Genomic DNA, 15,799 nt, shown 5'->3' with positions numbered 1-15,799 from the left:
GAAGCAGGTGGCTGTTTCATTGAGAAAAGCACGCACGATCATACGCAAGGCGCTGGAGAAGGGCCGCGAGATGGAGCTGAAACCGCTCTCTGTCGTGGTGCTGGATGCAGGCGGCCATGTGCAGGCCTTTGAACGCGAGGACGGGGCGGCCGCGGGGCGCTTTGCCATTGCCCATGGCAAGGCCTATGGCGCGGTGATGCTGGGCATGGCGGGGACGGAGCAGATGAAACGCGCGGAGGATCAGGCCTATTTCATGGCGGCGGTGAACGGGGTTTACGGCGGTCAGGTGATTCCGGTGCCGGGCGGCGTGCTGCTGCGCGACCGCAAGGGGGCGGTGATCGGCGCGGTCGGCGTGACCGGCGATACGTCTGAAAAAGATGCAGAATGCGCGATGGCGGGCATTGCCGCCGCCCGGTTGCAGGGCGAAATCTGACGCGGTGCTTGAGCGGGCGGCGGGCTTGGCCTATGTTTATGCAATTGCAGCAATAGAAGGTGACCCATGGCGCGTCCTGTCGTTGGCATTATCGGAAATTCGCACCTGATCAATGACCAGTACGAGGTGCATGCAGGCGGACAGATGAACACCGAGGCGGTGTCTGGCGTTTCCGACTGCGTGCCTTTCATCATTCCCGCCGACCCCAGGCATCTGTCGGTCAGCGAGTTGATGGAGGTCTGTGACGGCTTTCTGTTCACCGGCGGGCGGCCCAATGTTCACCCCGAGGAATATGGCGAGGCGGCAACCGAGGCGCATGGCGCCTTCGACCGCGCGCGGGACGCGATTGTCCTGCCGCTGATCCGCGCCTGTGTGGAGCGCGGGCAGCCGTTTTTCGGCGTTTGCCGGGGGTTTCAGGAAGTGAACGTGGCAATGGGGGGCACGCTTTACCCCGAAATCCGCGATCTGCCGGGCCGGATGAACCACCGGATGCCGCCCGATGGCACCATCGAGGAGAAGTTCGAGCTGCGCCATGACGTGACCTTTTCCGAGGGGGGTGTCTTTCACAACCTGATCGGGTCGCAGAAGGTCCGCACCAACACGCTGCACGGGCAGGGGATCAAGACCCCCGGTGCCCGGATCATGATGGACGGTTTCGCCGATGACGGCACGCCCGAGGCGATCTATGTCAAGGGGGCCTGCGGGTTTACCCTGTCGGTCCAGTGGCATCCGGAATGGAACGCCAGTCAGGACCCGGTGTCGCGCAAATTGTTCCAGGCCTTCGGCGATGCGGCGCGCAGCTGGGCTGCGGGTGAAGTGGCACCGGCGCTGAAGGCGGTCTGAGCGATGTGGCGCCTGCCGCGTTGCTTTGACGCGATCCGCATCGAGGGCAGGTGAGCGGGTATTGCTGCCGTCGATCAATGGAGCCAAAGCCCGGAACAAGCCGCAGGCGCCGGGCCGGCTTGCGCTTCGTTTTTGAGGCCCAGGAGGGGCCGGTTCCTGCCGTTCGCAGCGATCTGCGCGACTATCCGTTTTGCGCTCCGCTCGATTGATCCGGGTCAGCGCGGTGACGCGACGCCGGTTTCACCTGACAACCGGCACTATTGCGTAAGGATAAGCGGTTCCTGTTCGGGAGGCGGGAATTGCATCCGCGCAGCAGTCTGACCGATCTGCGCGAATGCGGGCATGCCGCGTCTGAGGTCGCGGTGCAATGAGCAATGGGGCCAGTCCTGCGGCTGCGCGGCCAGGCCTGCCTGTACCGGGGCAAGATAGATCAGATCCCGGTGCCGGTTGAAATCGGCGCTGTCGCGGATTTCGTGTTCCCAGAAACGGCGTTGCCAGATCCCTTTTTCCCCGCGCGCGATCTGCGCGGGTGTGCGATGCGGCGGCATCGGCAGGGCCCGGGAAAAGCGCGCTTTCAACATCCCGATGCGGTTGGGGTAACCGGCGCTGTCTGCAGGCAGGGTCCAGATCGTGTGGATGACCGATGGCAGCACGGTAATTGCGTCGATCCGGAAAGCATGGTGTTTCAGCCTGTGGCGCATGGCGCGGCGCAACTCGGCGATGCGGCGGACCAGGGCATCATCGTTGCGGTCCGCCAGACGGATTGTGAAGAAATATGTGCCACCGGGGCGGCGTCTGTGAAGGCAGGCGGGCATGCGGCAGGCTAGGCGCATTTTGGTTAAGGCGGGGTTAAGCCGGAGGCCGGGGCAGAACCCGCCGGGCGGGCAGGAAGCCTGCGGTTTCCGGCGCGCGGCGGTATGCGGCGGGGAGGCCCCTACGCTGCGCTGCGGAATTTTCTGCCGTGGCATGGAGTTTCATTGTTGCGTTTCGCTTTATCTGTGTGAAATAAAGTTTCAAATTCGAATCCGCGCCAAGGCCTGAAAAAGAGGCGTTCCGGCGGCTCGTCCCGGTCCCAAGATCACCTTTCACATGGTGTTTTGCTTGTGGATCAAGGGGGCGCAGGGTAAGTGCAGGCAGTGCGGGCTCAACGTTCGTGTGTCTGGTGTCCAGAATGGGGGAAGAAGTGTGAAGATCGGTACGCCGAAAGAAATATTCGAAGGAGAAAACCGCGTTGCGATGACGCCTGATTCCGCTTTGCAGCTGCAAAAGCTGGGTCATGACTGCGTGATCGAAACCGGTGCAGGCCTGGCCGCGGGATTTGCCGATGCCGCCTACAAGGAGGCCGGGGTCGAGGTGGTCAAGACCGCCGCCGCCCTGTGGAAGGCCGCTGATGTGGTCGCCAAGGTGCGGGTGCCGTCAGACGCAGAAATGAAAAGACTGCGGGACGGGCAGACGCTGATCTCCTTCTTCAGCCCGGTGGCCGATGAAGCCAGGATGAACCTAGCCGCAGAGAAGGGTGCCACCGTCGTCGCGATGGAGATGATCCCGCGCATCAGCCGCGCGCAGAAGATGGATGCGCTGTCCTCGATGGCCAATATCGCGGGCTACCGCGCGGTGATCGAGGCAGGCAACAACTTTGGCCGTTTCTTTACCGGTCAGATCACGGCGGCAGGCAAGGTGCCCCCCGCCAAGGTTCTGGTCGTCGGGGCCGGTGTGGCCGGTCTTGCCGCGATCGGCACCTCCACCTCGCTGGGTGCGATCACCTATGCCTTTGACGTGCGCCCCGAAGTGGCCGAACAGGTCGAGAGCATGGGCGCCGAATTCGTCTATCTCGATTTCGAGGAAGAGCAGCAGGATGGATCCGCTTCGGGCGGCTATGCCTCTGTTTCCTCTCCGGAATTCCGCGAGGCGCAGCTGGCCAAGTTCCGTGAACTGGCCCCCGATGTGGACATCGTGATCACCACCGCGCTGATCCCCAACCGCGAAGCGCCGGAACTGTGGACCGAGGACATGGTCAAATCCATGAAACCGGGATCTGTGATCGTGGACCTTGCGGCGGAAAAGGGCGGCAACTGCAAGCTGACCGTGCCGGACCAGAAGATCGTCACCGACAATGGCGTCACCATCATCGGCTACACCGACTTCCCCAGCCGGATGGCGACCCAGGCCTCGACGCTTTATGCGACCAACATCCGCCATCTGATGACCGATCTGACGCCGGAAAAAGACGGCGTGATCAATCACAACATGGAAGATGACGTGATAAGGGGCGCCACGATTGCCCATGCCAAATCCGTGACCTTCCCACCGCCACCGCCCAAGGTGGCGGCGATTGCGGCGGCGCCGAAGAAGGAAAAACCAAAGGAGCTGACCCGCGAGGAGAAGGCGGCGCAGGAAGTTGCGGCCTTCAAGGCGCAGACCCGCAATCAGGTGACCCTGCTGGCCATCGGCGGTGCGTTGCTGCTGGCAGTCGGCCTGGTGGCACCTGCCAGCTTCATGCAGCACTTCATCGTCTTCGTGCTGGCGGTCTTTGTCGGCTTCCAGGTGATCTGGGGCGTGGCGCACAGCCTGCACACGCCGCTGATGGCCGTGACCAATGCGATCTCGTCGATCATCATCCTCGGTGCGCTGATGCAGCTTGGGTCAGGCTCGGCCATCGTGGTGATCCTCGCCGCGCTGTCGGTCTTCATGTGTGGCATCAACATCTTTGGTGGCTTCCTCGTGACACGGCGCATGCTCGCCATGTTCCAGAAATCTTAAAGGAGCCAGAGCAATGGAATTTGGTTTTACAACAGCGGCCTATGTTGTCGCGGCTGTCCTGTTCATCCTCTCGCTCGGGGGGCTTTCGGGGCAGGAGAGTGCGAAACGCGCGGTCTGGTACGGCATTGTCGGCATGGGGCTGGCGGTGCTGGCCACGCTGATCGGGCCCGGTTCGGGGCTGTGGATCCTGTCGGTGATCCTGGTGATTGCAGGCGGGGCCATCGGCTATCAGCTGGCGACGCGGGTGCAGATGACGCAGATGCCCGAACTGGTCGCGGCGATGCACAGCCTGGTGGGTCTGGCGGCGGTTTTCGTCGGCTTCAACGCCCATTTCGAGATCGCCAATGTGCAGGAAACGCTGCTGAACCCCAATTATGATGTCGCGCAGTTCGGCACCTTTGCCGCGCTGATCGCCAAGAAGACGGCCGTGGAGATCAACATCCTTCGGGTCGAACTGTTCCTGGGCATCTTCATCGGGGCGGTCACCTTTACCGGGTCCGTCATTGCCTATGGCAAACTGGCGGGGCGGGTGAATTCATCGGCGGCGAAACTGCCCGGCGGACATATCCTGAACGCCGGTGCGGCCGGTCTCTCGCTGATCTGCCTGATCTGGTACTTCGGCACCGGTGGCTTCCTGCCGCTGTTTGTCATGACGCTTTGCGCGCTGTTCATCGGCTATCACCTGATCATGGGCATCGGCGGCGCGGACATGCCCGTGGTGGTCTCGATGCTGAACAGCTATTCCGGCTGGGCGGCGGCGGCGATCGGCTTCAGCCTTGGCAACGACCTGCTGATCGTGGTCGGCGCGCTGGTCGGTTCTTCGGGTGCGATCCTGTCCTACATCATGTGCAAGGCGATGAACCGCAGTTTTGTCAGCGTGATCCTGGGCGGCTTTGGCGGTCCGGCGGGCGAGCAGATGGCAGTCGAGGGCGAACAGATCGCCATCGAGGCCGACGGCGTTGCCGCGGCGCTGAACGAGGCGGACAGTGTCATCATCATTCCGGGCTACGGCATGGCGGTGGCACAGGCCCAGCAGGCGGTCAGCGAGCTGGTCAAGAAGCTGCGCGCCCAGGGCAAGAACGTGCGTTTCGCCATTCACCCCGTTGCGGGGCGTCTGCCGGGGCATATGAACGTGCTGCTGGCAGAGGCCAAGGTGCCCTATGACATCGTGATGGAGATGGACGAGATCAACGAGGACTTTCCGGATACGGATGTGGCCATCGTGATCGGGTCCAACGACATCGTGAACCCTGCCGCTCAGGACGATCCCAACAGCCCGATTGCCGGCATGCCCGTGCTGGAATGCTGGAAGGCCAAGACGGTCTTTGTCTCCAAGCGGGGGCAGGGCACGGGCTATTCCGGGATCGAGAACCCGCTGTTCTTCAAGGAAAACACGCGGATGTTCTATGGCGATGCAAAGGCCAGCCTGGACAAGCTGCTGCCGCTGATCGACTAGGCGATTTTCCGAAAAACCCGGTCCGAAGGTTTCGAAACCTCCGGCGCCTGTTGAAGACACCCCGTTCGAGAGAGCGGGGTGTTTTTTGTTGGGGGTACGTTTTCTTCGAAGAAAACGGTTCGGAGTTTTTGAAAACTCCGGTTCAGACGGATGGTATATCGCTCAAGATGATGAGGTGGTGTTGCTGCGGGTGCTGCCGGGGTGCGTTTTCTTCGAAGAAAACGGTTCGGAGTTTTTGAAAACTCCGGTGCAGGCGCATGGTATATCGCTCAAGATGATAGGGTGGCGTTGCCGCGGGTGCTGCCGGGGTACGTTTTCTTCGAAGAAAACGGTTCGGAGTTTTTGAAAACTCCGGTGCAGGCGCATGGTATATCGCTCAAGATGATGGGGTGTCGTTGCTGCAGGCGCTGCCGGGGTACGTTTTCTTCGAAGAAAACGGCCCGGAGTTTTTGAAAACTCCGGTGCAGGCAACTGGCACCCTGCTCAATCGATCGGGGTGATTTCGACGCCCGGCATCATTGCCTTGATCCGTTTTCTGAGAAGAAAACGGCCAGGGTTTCCGAAAACACCGGTCCGGAGCGCGAAACGGAACAGCTCCGCGGAAAAACCGCTTGAGCTGGAGCGCACTCCAGCTTGTAAAGTCGATTCGTGACCTGGAAATAGGAGCAAGGACATGATGATCGGCGAAGTATCCGACCGCACCGGGCTCAGCATCGACACGCTGCGGTTCTACGAAAAGATCGGCCTGATCGCACCGCCGATGCGCAACGACGCGGGTAGGCGGGTCTATGGCAAGGACGTCTTGGGCTGGGTCGGTTTTCTCGAACAGCTTAATGCCACCGGCATGAAGCAGGCCGACCGCATCCGTTATGCCAAGCTGCACCAGCAGGGCGACAGCACCTTGTGCGCGCGCCGCGAGATGCTGGAGGCGCACCGCGAGGTGATCCGGGAGAAACTGCAACTGATGCAGCAGACCATGGCGCTGATGGACCACAAGGTCGCGCTTTATGAAACACTTGAGGCTGAAACGGAGACACCACAGATATGACCGATGCAACTTTGGAACGCGGCCGGGCCCATGTGGCCGACATGAACCCCGGTCTGGAAGAGGCCTTGGCGGGCAAATACGATCACCTTGTCCCCGGCATGGCCGAAAGCCTGATCGACTGGGCCTATGGCCAGCATTACACGCGCGGCGGGCTGGACAACCGGACCCGGCAATTGTGCACGGTGGCCGCACTGGTGTCGATGGGCGGCTGGACCGGCCCGCAGCTGAAGGTCAACATCGAACATACCCTCGCCGCCGGGGCGGACAGGCGCGAGATCGTGGAGGCGATCTGGCAGATGTCGGTCTATGCGGGGATGCCTGCGGCGATCAACGGGCTGAATGCGGCGCTGGAGGTTTTCGAGGCGGCAAAAAGCTGAAGCTTCGGGGCGGACGCCGGTGATTTCCCGGTCCCGGATGGCGGGTCAGTATACATTGGTGTACTGACAACATGTTGAATAAAATCAGTTTTCTCTGTTAAAACCGGAAAATTCCCCTATGTTTCGTCGAAATGCAATTGCTGGACGGACCCGCCATGGCCCCGATCAAGGACTATCCCCAACGCTACGCGCTCTCGGGCGAATTGCACGCGCGGCCGTTTCCCTCGCTCAAGGCCCCGGCGACGGTCGCCTTTTTGGCGATCAAGCAACCCCTGGATGCGGCTTCGCGCGACAGGTCTGCAGATTTTGCACATCTTGCGGCCCTGCTGGATCACTATGGCGCGCCCCGCCCGGATCCCAATGCGACCCATTACTCCGGCGAGATGGGGAAATACTGGCTCAAGTGGGAACAGCACACCGAGTTGGTCACCTATATGGTGATCCGCAATGACCTGAGCGCGCGGCCCTTCGACCCGTCGCAATTCGATGTCTTTCCCGACTACTGGCTTGATGAGGCGCCCGGCGGGCGGATTACCTCGGCCCTGTTGCGGGTGATGGAGCGGCCACAGGAGGACGAGACCATATCGGCCCATCTGCGCGACTGGTTCGTGCCGGAAAGCCTTGCCGTGGCTTCGGTGCTGGACGGGGCGGCGGTGGTGGCCAGCGATTTCCGCATCGATTCATCCGGCCATCTGCGGATCGCCGTCTTTCCCGACGCCACCACCGGCAGCGGCCGGATCGGGCGCATTGTGCAGCGGCTTTGCGAGATCGAACTTTACAAGGCGGCCTCGATGCTGGGCTTTTCCATGGTGCGCGAGGTTGGCCCCCAGCTGAACAGGCTGGATACCAAGCTGACCGACCTGATGGCAGAGATGCGCGGGCCGGCAGCGCGGGCAGAAGACACGCTGCATGCGCTCCTGGACATTTCGGTGGAACTGGAGACATTGGCGGCGCAATCTGCCTTCCGCTTCGGGGCGACGGGGGCCTATCAGGCGATTGTGGACCAACGCATCGAGGTGCTGCGCGAGACGCGGTTCATGGGGCAGCAGGGCTTTGCCGAATTCATGATGCGCCGGTACGAACCGGCAATGCGCACCGTGCAATCGGCAGAGCGGCGACTGGGCATCATGTCGGCCCGGTCGATCCGCGCCTCGGAGCTGCTGCGCACGCGGGTGGATGTGGAACGGTCTGCGCAGAATCAGGCGATCCTGGCCAGCATGGACCGGCGCGCCGACCTTCAGCTGCGCCTGCAGCGCACGGTCGAGGGGCTGTCGGTGGTGGCGATCAGCTATTACGCGGTGTCTCTGGCGGGATACCTGCTGTACCCGGTGGCCGAGGCGACAGGCCTCAGCAAGGGGCTGCTGACCGCCGCTGTGACCCTGCCGGTGGTGGCGGTGGTGTGGTTGCTGATCAGCAGGCTGCGCAAGCACCTGGACTGACTGCGGGACCGCGCCCGGTTCAGGCGTGCCGGACCGCCGCATCGCTGAGCAGGGCATGGGTCGCCCTGGCGCCGATGCCGATCATCACGATGGCCAGCACGGCGGCGACAGAGAGTGTCGGCACACCGGAGAGCCCCGCGCCAAGGGTACAGCCGCCCGCCAGCACGCCCCCGATGCCCATCAGCACCGCCCCCAGCAAATAGCGCCCGGTCTGGCGCGGCGTCTCGAAGCTTTGCCAGGCAAAGCCGCCAAAGATCAGGCTGGCCAGCAGGGCACCGGCGACAACGCCGCCCAGCAATCCCACGCCAAATCCGGCCGGGATCGAGGTGCTGGCGATGCTCCAGAACAGGGTTTCGGCAGAGGGGGAGGTGAAGGACAGGCTTTCCATCGCGATCGGGTCGAAATCGTCGTAAAGGATGAAACCGGTGCCGACCCAGGCCAGCGGCACCAGCAGGCCGATCAGCACGGCCAGTACCAGGTGCAGCGGGCGGTTGCCCGACCGCAGGCCGATGGCCAGTGCGGCGGCAGCGATCAGCCCCGCCCAGAGCGGCGCCCCACCGGGCAGGGTGGCAAGGCTGACGGATTCTCCCATGTTCAGGGTGACCTGGCCCAGAGCGACGCGGAGCGGGGCCAGCACCCCCTTCAGGGTCATATGCGCCACCACGGCAAAGCAAAGCAGGACGACGGCTGCCCGCAGGTTGCCGGTGCCGGTCAGCACCGTCAGCCGCGAGATGCAGCCACGGGTCAGCACCATGCCCGCGCCGAACAGCAGCCCGCCCACCGCAATGGCAAGCACGGGCACTTCGGACACCATGAAACGGTGGTCGGCAAAGCTGATCCAGCCCAGGGCAACCGCGCCCTGGGTGCCCAGCACCGCCACGGCAAGCGCGGTGAACCAGACACCGGCGGCGGCGCGGCTGTCCTCGCCGACAAGGGAACGACGGAAACAGAATTTGGTGATCTGCGCCAGCAGGCCGAAGACAAGCCCGATGGCCAGGGCAAAATAGACAACCGCCTGCGGCGCGGTGAGGCTCTCGAAGCCGAATGATTCAAACATGGCCAAAATTCCCCAAGGTGCCGGTATCGCGCCGGTCATCAGATATCCTGTCTTGCTTTCAAGGTGATTTGGCTGCCAGTTCTGGCAGGAAATCCGCGAAGAGCCGCAAAAGCAGAATTATTTCCCATTTGGCGGGGTCCGGGGCAGGGATCAAGCACTGCGGCGGAGGACATGGCGGCGCCAAAGGGAACAGATTTCCGGAAATCTTCGGGAAATCGGGACGTCTTTCAGCTGATGGCGCGCCGAAAGGTCGGACCGGCCCCGACCTGGGGCCGGGGCGGTGTCATGGTCCTTTTTTGGGGCTATCTGCCCCGGATGCGGGGGTCGAGCGCATCGCGCAACCCGTCGCCGAGATAGTTCACGCCAAGCACGGTCAGCGAGATGGCGATCCCCGGCAGCAGCACTCTTTCGGGGAAATCCTGCATCCGCGGCACCGCATCGGCCAGCAGCTTGCCCCAGGTGGGATAGTCTGACGGGAAACCGACGCCAAGAAAGCTGAGCGCGCTTTCGGTGATGATCGCGGTGGCCAGGCCCAGCGTGGCCGAGACCATGATGGGCGAGATCACATTGGGCAGCAGGTGGCGGCGGATGATCTTGCCGCTGGTGGTCCCGATGGACCGCGCGGCAAGGATGAATTCACGCTCTTTCAGCGCCAGGATATCGCCGCGCACGATCCTTGCGGTCTGCATCCAGGAGGTCAGCCCGATCACCGAGACGATGAGGATGAACATGCCGCCCTCCGGCCCGAAGCGTGAGTTCAGCGGCTGGCGGAACAGGGTCACGGCCAGCAGCACCAGCGGCAGGATCGGCAGCGACAGGACCAGATCGGTAAAGCGCATCAGCCAGAAGTCGAGCCATTTGAAATAGCCTGCGATCACCCCGACAGCGGTGCCGATCACCAGCGCGAGCCCCATGGCGAGCCAGCCCACGGCCATCGACACCCGCCCGCCGGAAATCATCTGCGCCAGGATATCCCGGCCCAGCTGATCGGTGCCAAAGGGATGCGCCCAGCCTGCATTGGCCCCGCCATCCCAGAGCAGGGTATAGACGGGACGCCAGTTCTTGTTGCGAATGTCCAGCGCCTTGGGGTCCACATCCCAGATATAGGGGCCGAAAACCACGGCGAAGGTGATCAGCAACAGGAACCCGCCGCCAAAGACAGCGCCCTTGTGTTTGCGGAACTGGTCCCAGACATCGCGCCATTGGCTGCGGGGCGGCTTGGACGGCCCCTTGTCCATCAGTGCGCCGATGGTTTCGATATCGGCCTCCAGCGGGCTGGCAGGTGTCGCTTGCTCAGTCATAGCGGATCCTCGGGTCGAGCAGACCGTAAAGCACGTCTGCGATGAGGTTGAACAGCACGATCAGGATCGCAAAGATGAAGGTCAGGGTCATCACCATCGGCAGATCGTTGGCAAAAAGCGCCGTCAGCAGCAGCTGGCCGATGCCGTTCACCTTGAACACATTCTCGGTGATGATCGCGCCGCCAAAGATGGCGGGCATGCCCAGGGCGATGACGGTGACGACCGGGATCATCGAGTTGCGCAGCACATGGACCATCACGACAACGCCTTCCTTCAGGCCCTTGGCACGGGCCGTGCGCACGTAATCCTGATTGAGGTTGTCCAGCATGGCACCGCGCATATAGCGGCTGATCTGTGCGGTGGTTTGCAGGGCCAGCACCATCACCGGCATGATCATCTGAAAGAACTGCACCTTGAAGCTGGCCCAGTCGTTGACGACATGGGTGGTGTCATAGATCGAGGGCAGCCAGCCCAGATAGACCGAGAAGATCACGATCAGCAGGGGGCCGGTGAAAAACGGCGGAATGGAAAAGCCGATCATGGTGATGAAGGTCCCCGCCTGATCGAACACCGAATAATGCCGGTAGGCAGAATAGATGCCGATGGGAATGGCGATCACGATCCCCACGATATAGCTCAGGCCGACAACCCAGAGGGTCTGCGGCATCCGCTGGGCCACGATGTCCATGACCGGACTGCGGGTCTGCCAGGAAATCACCCGCAGCTCGCCATTATAGAGCGAGGTGTCGGGCAGCCAGCCCAGCAGGGTGCTTGAGTTGGTCAGATAGTCGACAAGGACCTTGGGTTCGATCCAGAAGAACTGCACCAGCCACTTGTAGTATTGCACGTACCAGGCCTGGCCCAGGCCAAGTGCCTCGCGCATCTTCTGTTTCACTTCCGGGGGCACGGTCAGGGGGACCTGGGCCATCGGGTCGCCGGGGGCCAGTTGTAACAGGCCGAAAATCACAAGACTGATCAGCAAAAGCGTCGGGATCGACAACAACAATCGTCGGATGGTGAAGGTCAACATAAGCGCCGCCTTTTCTTATCGGTCTTAGGGAGGGTATGCGGGTCGGGTCCAGGAGCCGCAAACCGCGATGGAAAGCGACCGGAAAGGGGCGCGCAATTGCTGCGCGCCCCGCCGGTTACATCATTCCTTGATGCGATACCAGTCCGCTGCGTTCCACAGTTCGGAATCCCAGGTATTCAGGATCACACCGCCCAGGGTGTTGGACGCGGCAGAGACACGGCCACGGTCCACCAGCGGCACGATGGTCATCGTGTCCTTGGTTAACATGTTGTTGAGCTGCTTGGCGATCTCGCCGCGCTTGTCCAGCTCGCCGGTGCGGGACAATTCGTCCAGCAGGGCGTCGTATTCTTCCGAGCAGAAGCGGTTGATGTTCTCACCCTGCCACTGGCTGCTTGGCTTGGGCTCGTTGCCGCAACGATACTGCGAGAGATAGGCCTGCGGATCGGTGCCGTCGAAGTTGTTGGCGTACATTTCCACGTCCGCATAGAACTTCTGGAAGGTGTCGGGCGAACCGGGATCACCGCCAAAGAACACGGATGCATCCAGGTTGCGCAGTTCGGTTTCCACGCCGATCTGGCTCCACCAATCCTTGATCAGCGCCTGAAAGTCCTGCCGGACGGCGTTGGTCGATGTCTGGTACAGCAGAGACAGTTTCTTGCCGTCCTTGTCGCGCACGCCGTCACCGTCGGTGTCGGTCCAGCCCGCTTCTTCCAGCAATGCCTTGGCACCTTCGATGTCCTGCGTCAGGCATTCTGTGTTGTCAGAGGCATAGAGCGCCGGTGCCGGCACCAGATTGCAGGTCGGGCGACCGGCCTGACCATAGCCCACTTCGACAAGCAGTTCGCGGTCGATGGCCATGGAGAGCGCCTTGCGCACCTTGAAGTCCGACAGGATCGGGTGCGGATGCGCCACGGTGGAACGTTCGCCCTCCGGCAGGTCGGGGGAAGGATCGGTCATGTTCATCTCGATCCGCTCAACCAGCGTCCCGAAGGCCGAGATCGGCTTGCCCTTGCCTGCTTCGGCCATCTTGGCCAGCACATCGGGGGCAAGCTGCATGTTCCAGGCGTAATCGTATTCGCCTGTCTCCATGACGGCACGGCCCGCCGCGACGGCATCGCCGCCACCCTTGAACGTCACGGACGCAAAGGCGGGCTTGCTTGGATCGCGGTAGTTCGGGTTGGCTTCAAGCTGGATCACGTCGTTGGGACGGAAATCCGTGACCATGAAGGGGCCGGTGCCGATGGGGTTGAAGTTGGCCTCGGTACATTCGGGGGCCTTGGGGCCAAGGCATTCGGCGAATTGCGCTGCCTGAATAATGGGCGATTGCGCGCCCATGAAGGGGCCATAGGGGTTTGGTTTGGCTTCGGAGAAATTCACCGTCAGCGTCAGGTCGTCGATGATGTCGATGGATTCAACCCCATCGAACTTCGCGCCCTGTGCACAGCCGCCTTCGGGGTGCATGCAGTATTCAGCAGTGAATTTGACGTCTGCCGATGTCACCGGCGTGCCGTCGGACCACAGCAGGCCCTCTTTCAGCTTCCAGGTGATGGATTTCAGGTCTTCGCTGACGCCGCCGTTTTCGACGGTAGGGATCTCTTCCGCAAGGAAGGGCACCAGCGCGCCGGTTTCGTCATAGCGGCCGAGCGGTTCGATCACCAGGCTGGCCGCTTCGAGATCCTTTGTGCCGCCAGACAGATAGGGGGTCATGATGGAGGGGGCTTGCCAATAGATGATCTTGACCTCGCCGTCCCTGCCGCGCTCGCCATCGGCCAGCGCGAGGGGGGCAAAGGCCGTTGTGGCGATTGCACCCATCAGTATGGTTCTCAGTTTCATTTTATACTCCTTGTTGGACGCATTGGTGCGCCGCGTTCTGCTACGGGGTTGTGCCCGTCTTGTCTTGCCACCCGAAGGCCGGATTAACTATGGTCTCTAACCTTGCGTAAACTAGGATAAATACCAAAGAAGTGCGGGTCCGTCCCCCGGAGCGCATGCGCAGTATCGAAACAGGTTTTCGAAGAAATGCAAGTCCCGAGATTTGCCGACAGCAATTTCAACCGTCTTCGGGCGACAGTGGTTTGACGCAGGTTCGGATTGGCCTTAGCGTTCGGCAACTGCATTCGCGGAGCTCACCGGGGGAAAACATGCTGGATCAATCAAGCACGTCACCAATCGCACAGATCAAGGGCCTACGTGTCGAATTTCAGACCAAGGATGGGCCGGTAGTCGGGGTCGAAGATGTCAGTTTTGATATCAATCCGGGTGAAACGGTCTGTGTGGTGGGCGAATCCGGGTCCGGCAAATCGGTGTCTTCGCTGTCGCTGATGCGGCTGATCGAGTATGGCGGCGGTGAAATCGCGGGCGGGCGCCTGCTTTTTAATCGCTCGGAGGGCGGCGAGATCGACCTCGCCCAGACCGATCAGGCGCTGATGCGCCGCATCCGGGGCAATGAGATCGGGATGATCTTTCAGGAACCGATGACGGCGCTGAACCCGGTCTTCACGGTGGGCCGCCAGATGACCGAAGGGCTGCGCCTGCACAAGAACCTCAGCAAGTCGCAGGCGGAGGAACGGGCGCTGGCACTGCTGAAACAGGTGCGCATCCCCGAGCCGGAGCGGCGGTTGAAACAATATCCGCACGAGCTGTCGGGGGGCATGCGCCAGCGCGTGGTGATCGCCATGGCGCTGGCCTGCGAGCCGCGCCTGCTGATCGCGGATGAGCCGACCACGGCGCTGGATGTGACGATTCAGGCGGAGATTCTGGCGCTGATGGACCGGCTCAAGCGCGAGACCGGCACGGCGGTGATGTTCATCACCCATGACATGGCCGTGGTGGCCCAGATGGCGGACCGCGTGGTGGTGATGTTCCGTGGTCTCAAGGTCGAGGAGGGGACGGTCGAGGAGATCTTCGAAAACCCCAAGCACGCCTATACCAAGGCGCTGCTGGCGGCGGTGCCCAAGCTGGGCGAGATGACCGGCAAGGCCTATCCGGAGCCGATGAAGCTGCTGGGGACCAGGGGCCAGGAGATCAAGCCGATCAAGGGCACCAACGAGACCCTGCTGACGGTCAAGAACCTGACCACGCGGTTTGCGGTCACGGGCGGTTTTTTGCGCCGCACGGTGGCCAATGTCCATGCGGTGGAGGATCTGTCCTTTACCATCAACAAGGGGCAGACCCTGAGCCTGGTGGGGGAATCGGGCTGCGGGAAATCCACCGCGGGCCGGTCGATCCTGCGGCTGGTGGAGCCGCTGTCGGGCGAGATCAACATTGACGGCAAGGACATCATGGCGCTGAACCAGCGCGATCTGCGCACCGCGCGGCTGGACATGCAGATGATCTTTCAGGATCCCTTTGCCTCGCTCAACCCGCAGATGCAGCTGGCCGACCAGGTGGCGGAGCCGATCCACAATTTCCGAACGCTCAAGGGCGGCGATGTCGGCAAACGGGTCGAGATGCTGTTCGACCGGGTTGAACTGCCGCGCAGCTTCATGCGCCGTTTCCCGCATGAGTTGTCGGGTGGTCAGCGCCAGAGGGTCGCGATTGCCCGTGCGCTGGCGCTGAACCCCAAGCTGATCATCGCGGATGAAGCGGTCAGCGCGCTGGACGTGAGCGTTCAGGCGCAGGTGCTGAACCTGATGATGGAACTGCAGGCCGAACTGGGGCTGTCGTTCCTGTTCATCAGTCATGACATGGCGGTGGTCGAACGGGTCAGCCATCAGGTCGGCGTGATGTACCTGGGGCGCATCGTGGAACTGGGGCCGCGCGCCCGCGTTTTCGAGAATCCGCAGCATCCCTATACCCAGGCCCTGATGAAGGCGGTGCCGGTCGCGGACCCCCGCCAGCGCAAGAAAGAGAGCGAATTGAACTTCAAACCGATTCCCTCGCCGATCCGTCCGGTCGACTATGTCGCGGGCCCCTCGGAATACAGGGAAGTGGAGCCGGGACATCTGGTGCTGACCTCGGACAGCGGCTACTGACTTGCCGGGACAGCCACCGGTTATCCCCGACCACGCGCCCCGTTTCCTGTTCGGGAAAAGGGGCCTTCGACGAATGGACCC

General features: G+C 62.2%; 13 protein-coding genes. 8 read left to right on the top strand and 5 right to left on the bottom strand.

Annotated elements, in window-relative coordinates; genetic code table 11:
• Window positions 1-7 precede the first annotated feature (7 nt).
• Both ACWNZ3_RS11680 and ACWNZ3_RS11675 read left to right on the top strand, forming a co-directional pair.
• Window positions 8-433, top strand: a complete 426-nt coding sequence (locus tag ACWNZ3_RS11680; protein ID WP_496900040.1) for a GlcG/HbpS family heme-binding protein — start codon at window positions 8-10, stop codon at window positions 431-433.
• A 66-nt stretch (window positions 434-499) separates the two neighbouring features.
• Window positions 500-1,276, top strand: a complete 777-nt coding sequence (locus ACWNZ3_RS11675; RefSeq protein ID WP_496900039.1) for a gamma-glutamyl-gamma-aminobutyrate hydrolase family protein — start codon at window positions 500-502, stop codon at window positions 1,274-1,276.
• Between the two features lie 257 nt (window positions 1,277-1,533).
• On the opposite strand, the gene ACWNZ3_RS11670 is transcribed toward ACWNZ3_RS11675, so the two are convergent.
• Window positions 1,534-2,091 (bottom strand): REP-associated tyrosine transposase, encoded by a 558-nt coding sequence (locus tag ACWNZ3_RS11670; protein WP_496900038.1) that lies wholly within the window; start codon window positions 2,089-2,091, stop codon window positions 1,534-1,536.
• 370 nt (window positions 2,092-2,461) lie between these two features.
• On the opposite strand from ACWNZ3_RS11670, the gene ACWNZ3_RS11665 reads away from it, so the two are divergent.
• The 5 genes from ACWNZ3_RS11665 to ACWNZ3_RS11645 all read left to right on the top strand — a co-directional run bounded on the left by ACWNZ3_RS11665 (window position 2,462) and on the right by ACWNZ3_RS11645 (window position 8,356).
• The gene (locus ACWNZ3_RS11665) at window positions 2,462-4,036 is read left to right on the top strand and encodes a Re/Si-specific NAD(P)(+) transhydrogenase subunit alpha (protein WP_496900037.1); all 1,575 of its coding nucleotides are present in this window, start codon (window positions 2,462-2,464) and stop codon (window positions 4,034-4,036) included.
• Between the two features lie 13 nt (window positions 4,037-4,049).
• Window positions 4,050-5,492 (top strand): NAD(P)(+) transhydrogenase (Re/Si-specific) subunit beta, encoded by a 1,443-nt coding sequence (locus tag ACWNZ3_RS11660; protein WP_269361614.1) that lies wholly within the window; start codon window positions 4,050-4,052, stop codon window positions 5,490-5,492.
• 673 nt (window positions 5,493-6,165) lie between these two features.
• On the top strand, window positions 6,166-6,540 hold the full coding sequence (locus ACWNZ3_RS11655; RefSeq protein WP_496900036.1) for a MerR family transcriptional regulator: 375 nt from the start codon (window positions 6,166-6,168) through the stop codon (window positions 6,538-6,540).
• On the top strand, window positions 6,537-6,917 hold the full coding sequence (locus ACWNZ3_RS11650) for a carboxymuconolactone decarboxylase family protein (RefSeq protein ID WP_496900035.1): 381 nt from the start codon (window positions 6,537-6,539) through the stop codon (window positions 6,915-6,917). Before ACWNZ3_RS11655 ends, ACWNZ3_RS11650 begins: the two co-directional genes overlap by 4 nt.
• Window positions 6,918-7,072: 155 nt before the next feature.
• A complete protein-coding gene (locus ACWNZ3_RS11645; RefSeq protein WP_274575130.1) occupies window positions 7,073-8,356 on the top strand; it encodes a DUF3422 family protein in 1,284 nt (427 codons plus the stop codon).
• Window positions 8,357-8,375: 19 nt separating this feature from the next.
• Here ACWNZ3_RS11645 and ACWNZ3_RS11640 read toward each other — a convergent pair whose 3' ends face one another.
• From ACWNZ3_RS11640 to ACWNZ3_RS11625, 4 genes are all read right to left on the bottom strand, one after another.
• Window positions 8,376-9,413 (bottom strand): YeeE/YedE family protein, encoded by a 1,038-nt coding sequence (locus tag ACWNZ3_RS11640; RefSeq protein ID WP_496900034.1) that lies wholly within the window; start codon window positions 9,411-9,413, stop codon window positions 8,376-8,378.
• A 302-nt stretch (window positions 9,414-9,715) separates the two neighbouring features.
• Entirely contained in the window at window positions 9,716-10,714 is a 999-nt protein-coding gene (locus ACWNZ3_RS11635; protein WP_114275570.1) for an ABC transporter permease, read from the bottom strand.
• Window positions 10,707-11,744 (bottom strand): ABC transporter permease, encoded by a 1,038-nt coding sequence (locus tag ACWNZ3_RS11630; protein WP_269361619.1) that lies wholly within the window; start codon window positions 11,742-11,744, stop codon window positions 10,707-10,709. Before ACWNZ3_RS11630 ends, ACWNZ3_RS11635 begins: the two co-directional genes overlap by 8 nt.
• Window positions 11,745-11,864: 120 nt before the next feature.
• Window positions 11,865-13,577 (bottom strand): peptide ABC transporter substrate-binding protein, encoded by a 1,713-nt coding sequence (locus tag ACWNZ3_RS11625; RefSeq protein ID WP_269361620.1) that lies wholly within the window; start codon window positions 13,575-13,577, stop codon window positions 11,865-11,867.
• A 308-nt stretch (window positions 13,578-13,885) separates the two neighbouring features.
• On the opposite strand from ACWNZ3_RS11625, the gene ACWNZ3_RS11620 reads away from it, so the two are divergent.
• The gene (locus ACWNZ3_RS11620) at window positions 13,886-15,718 is read left to right on the top strand and encodes an ABC transporter ATP-binding protein (protein WP_269361621.1); all 1,833 of its coding nucleotides are present in this window, start codon (window positions 13,886-13,888) and stop codon (window positions 15,716-15,718) included.
• The last annotated feature ends 81 nt before the right edge of the window (window positions 15,719-15,799 follow it).

It is taken from the genome of Sulfitobacter sp. IGS-18 (genome assembly GCF_059628195.1).
This window is presented reverse-complemented; position numbering and strand designations above follow the sequence as displayed.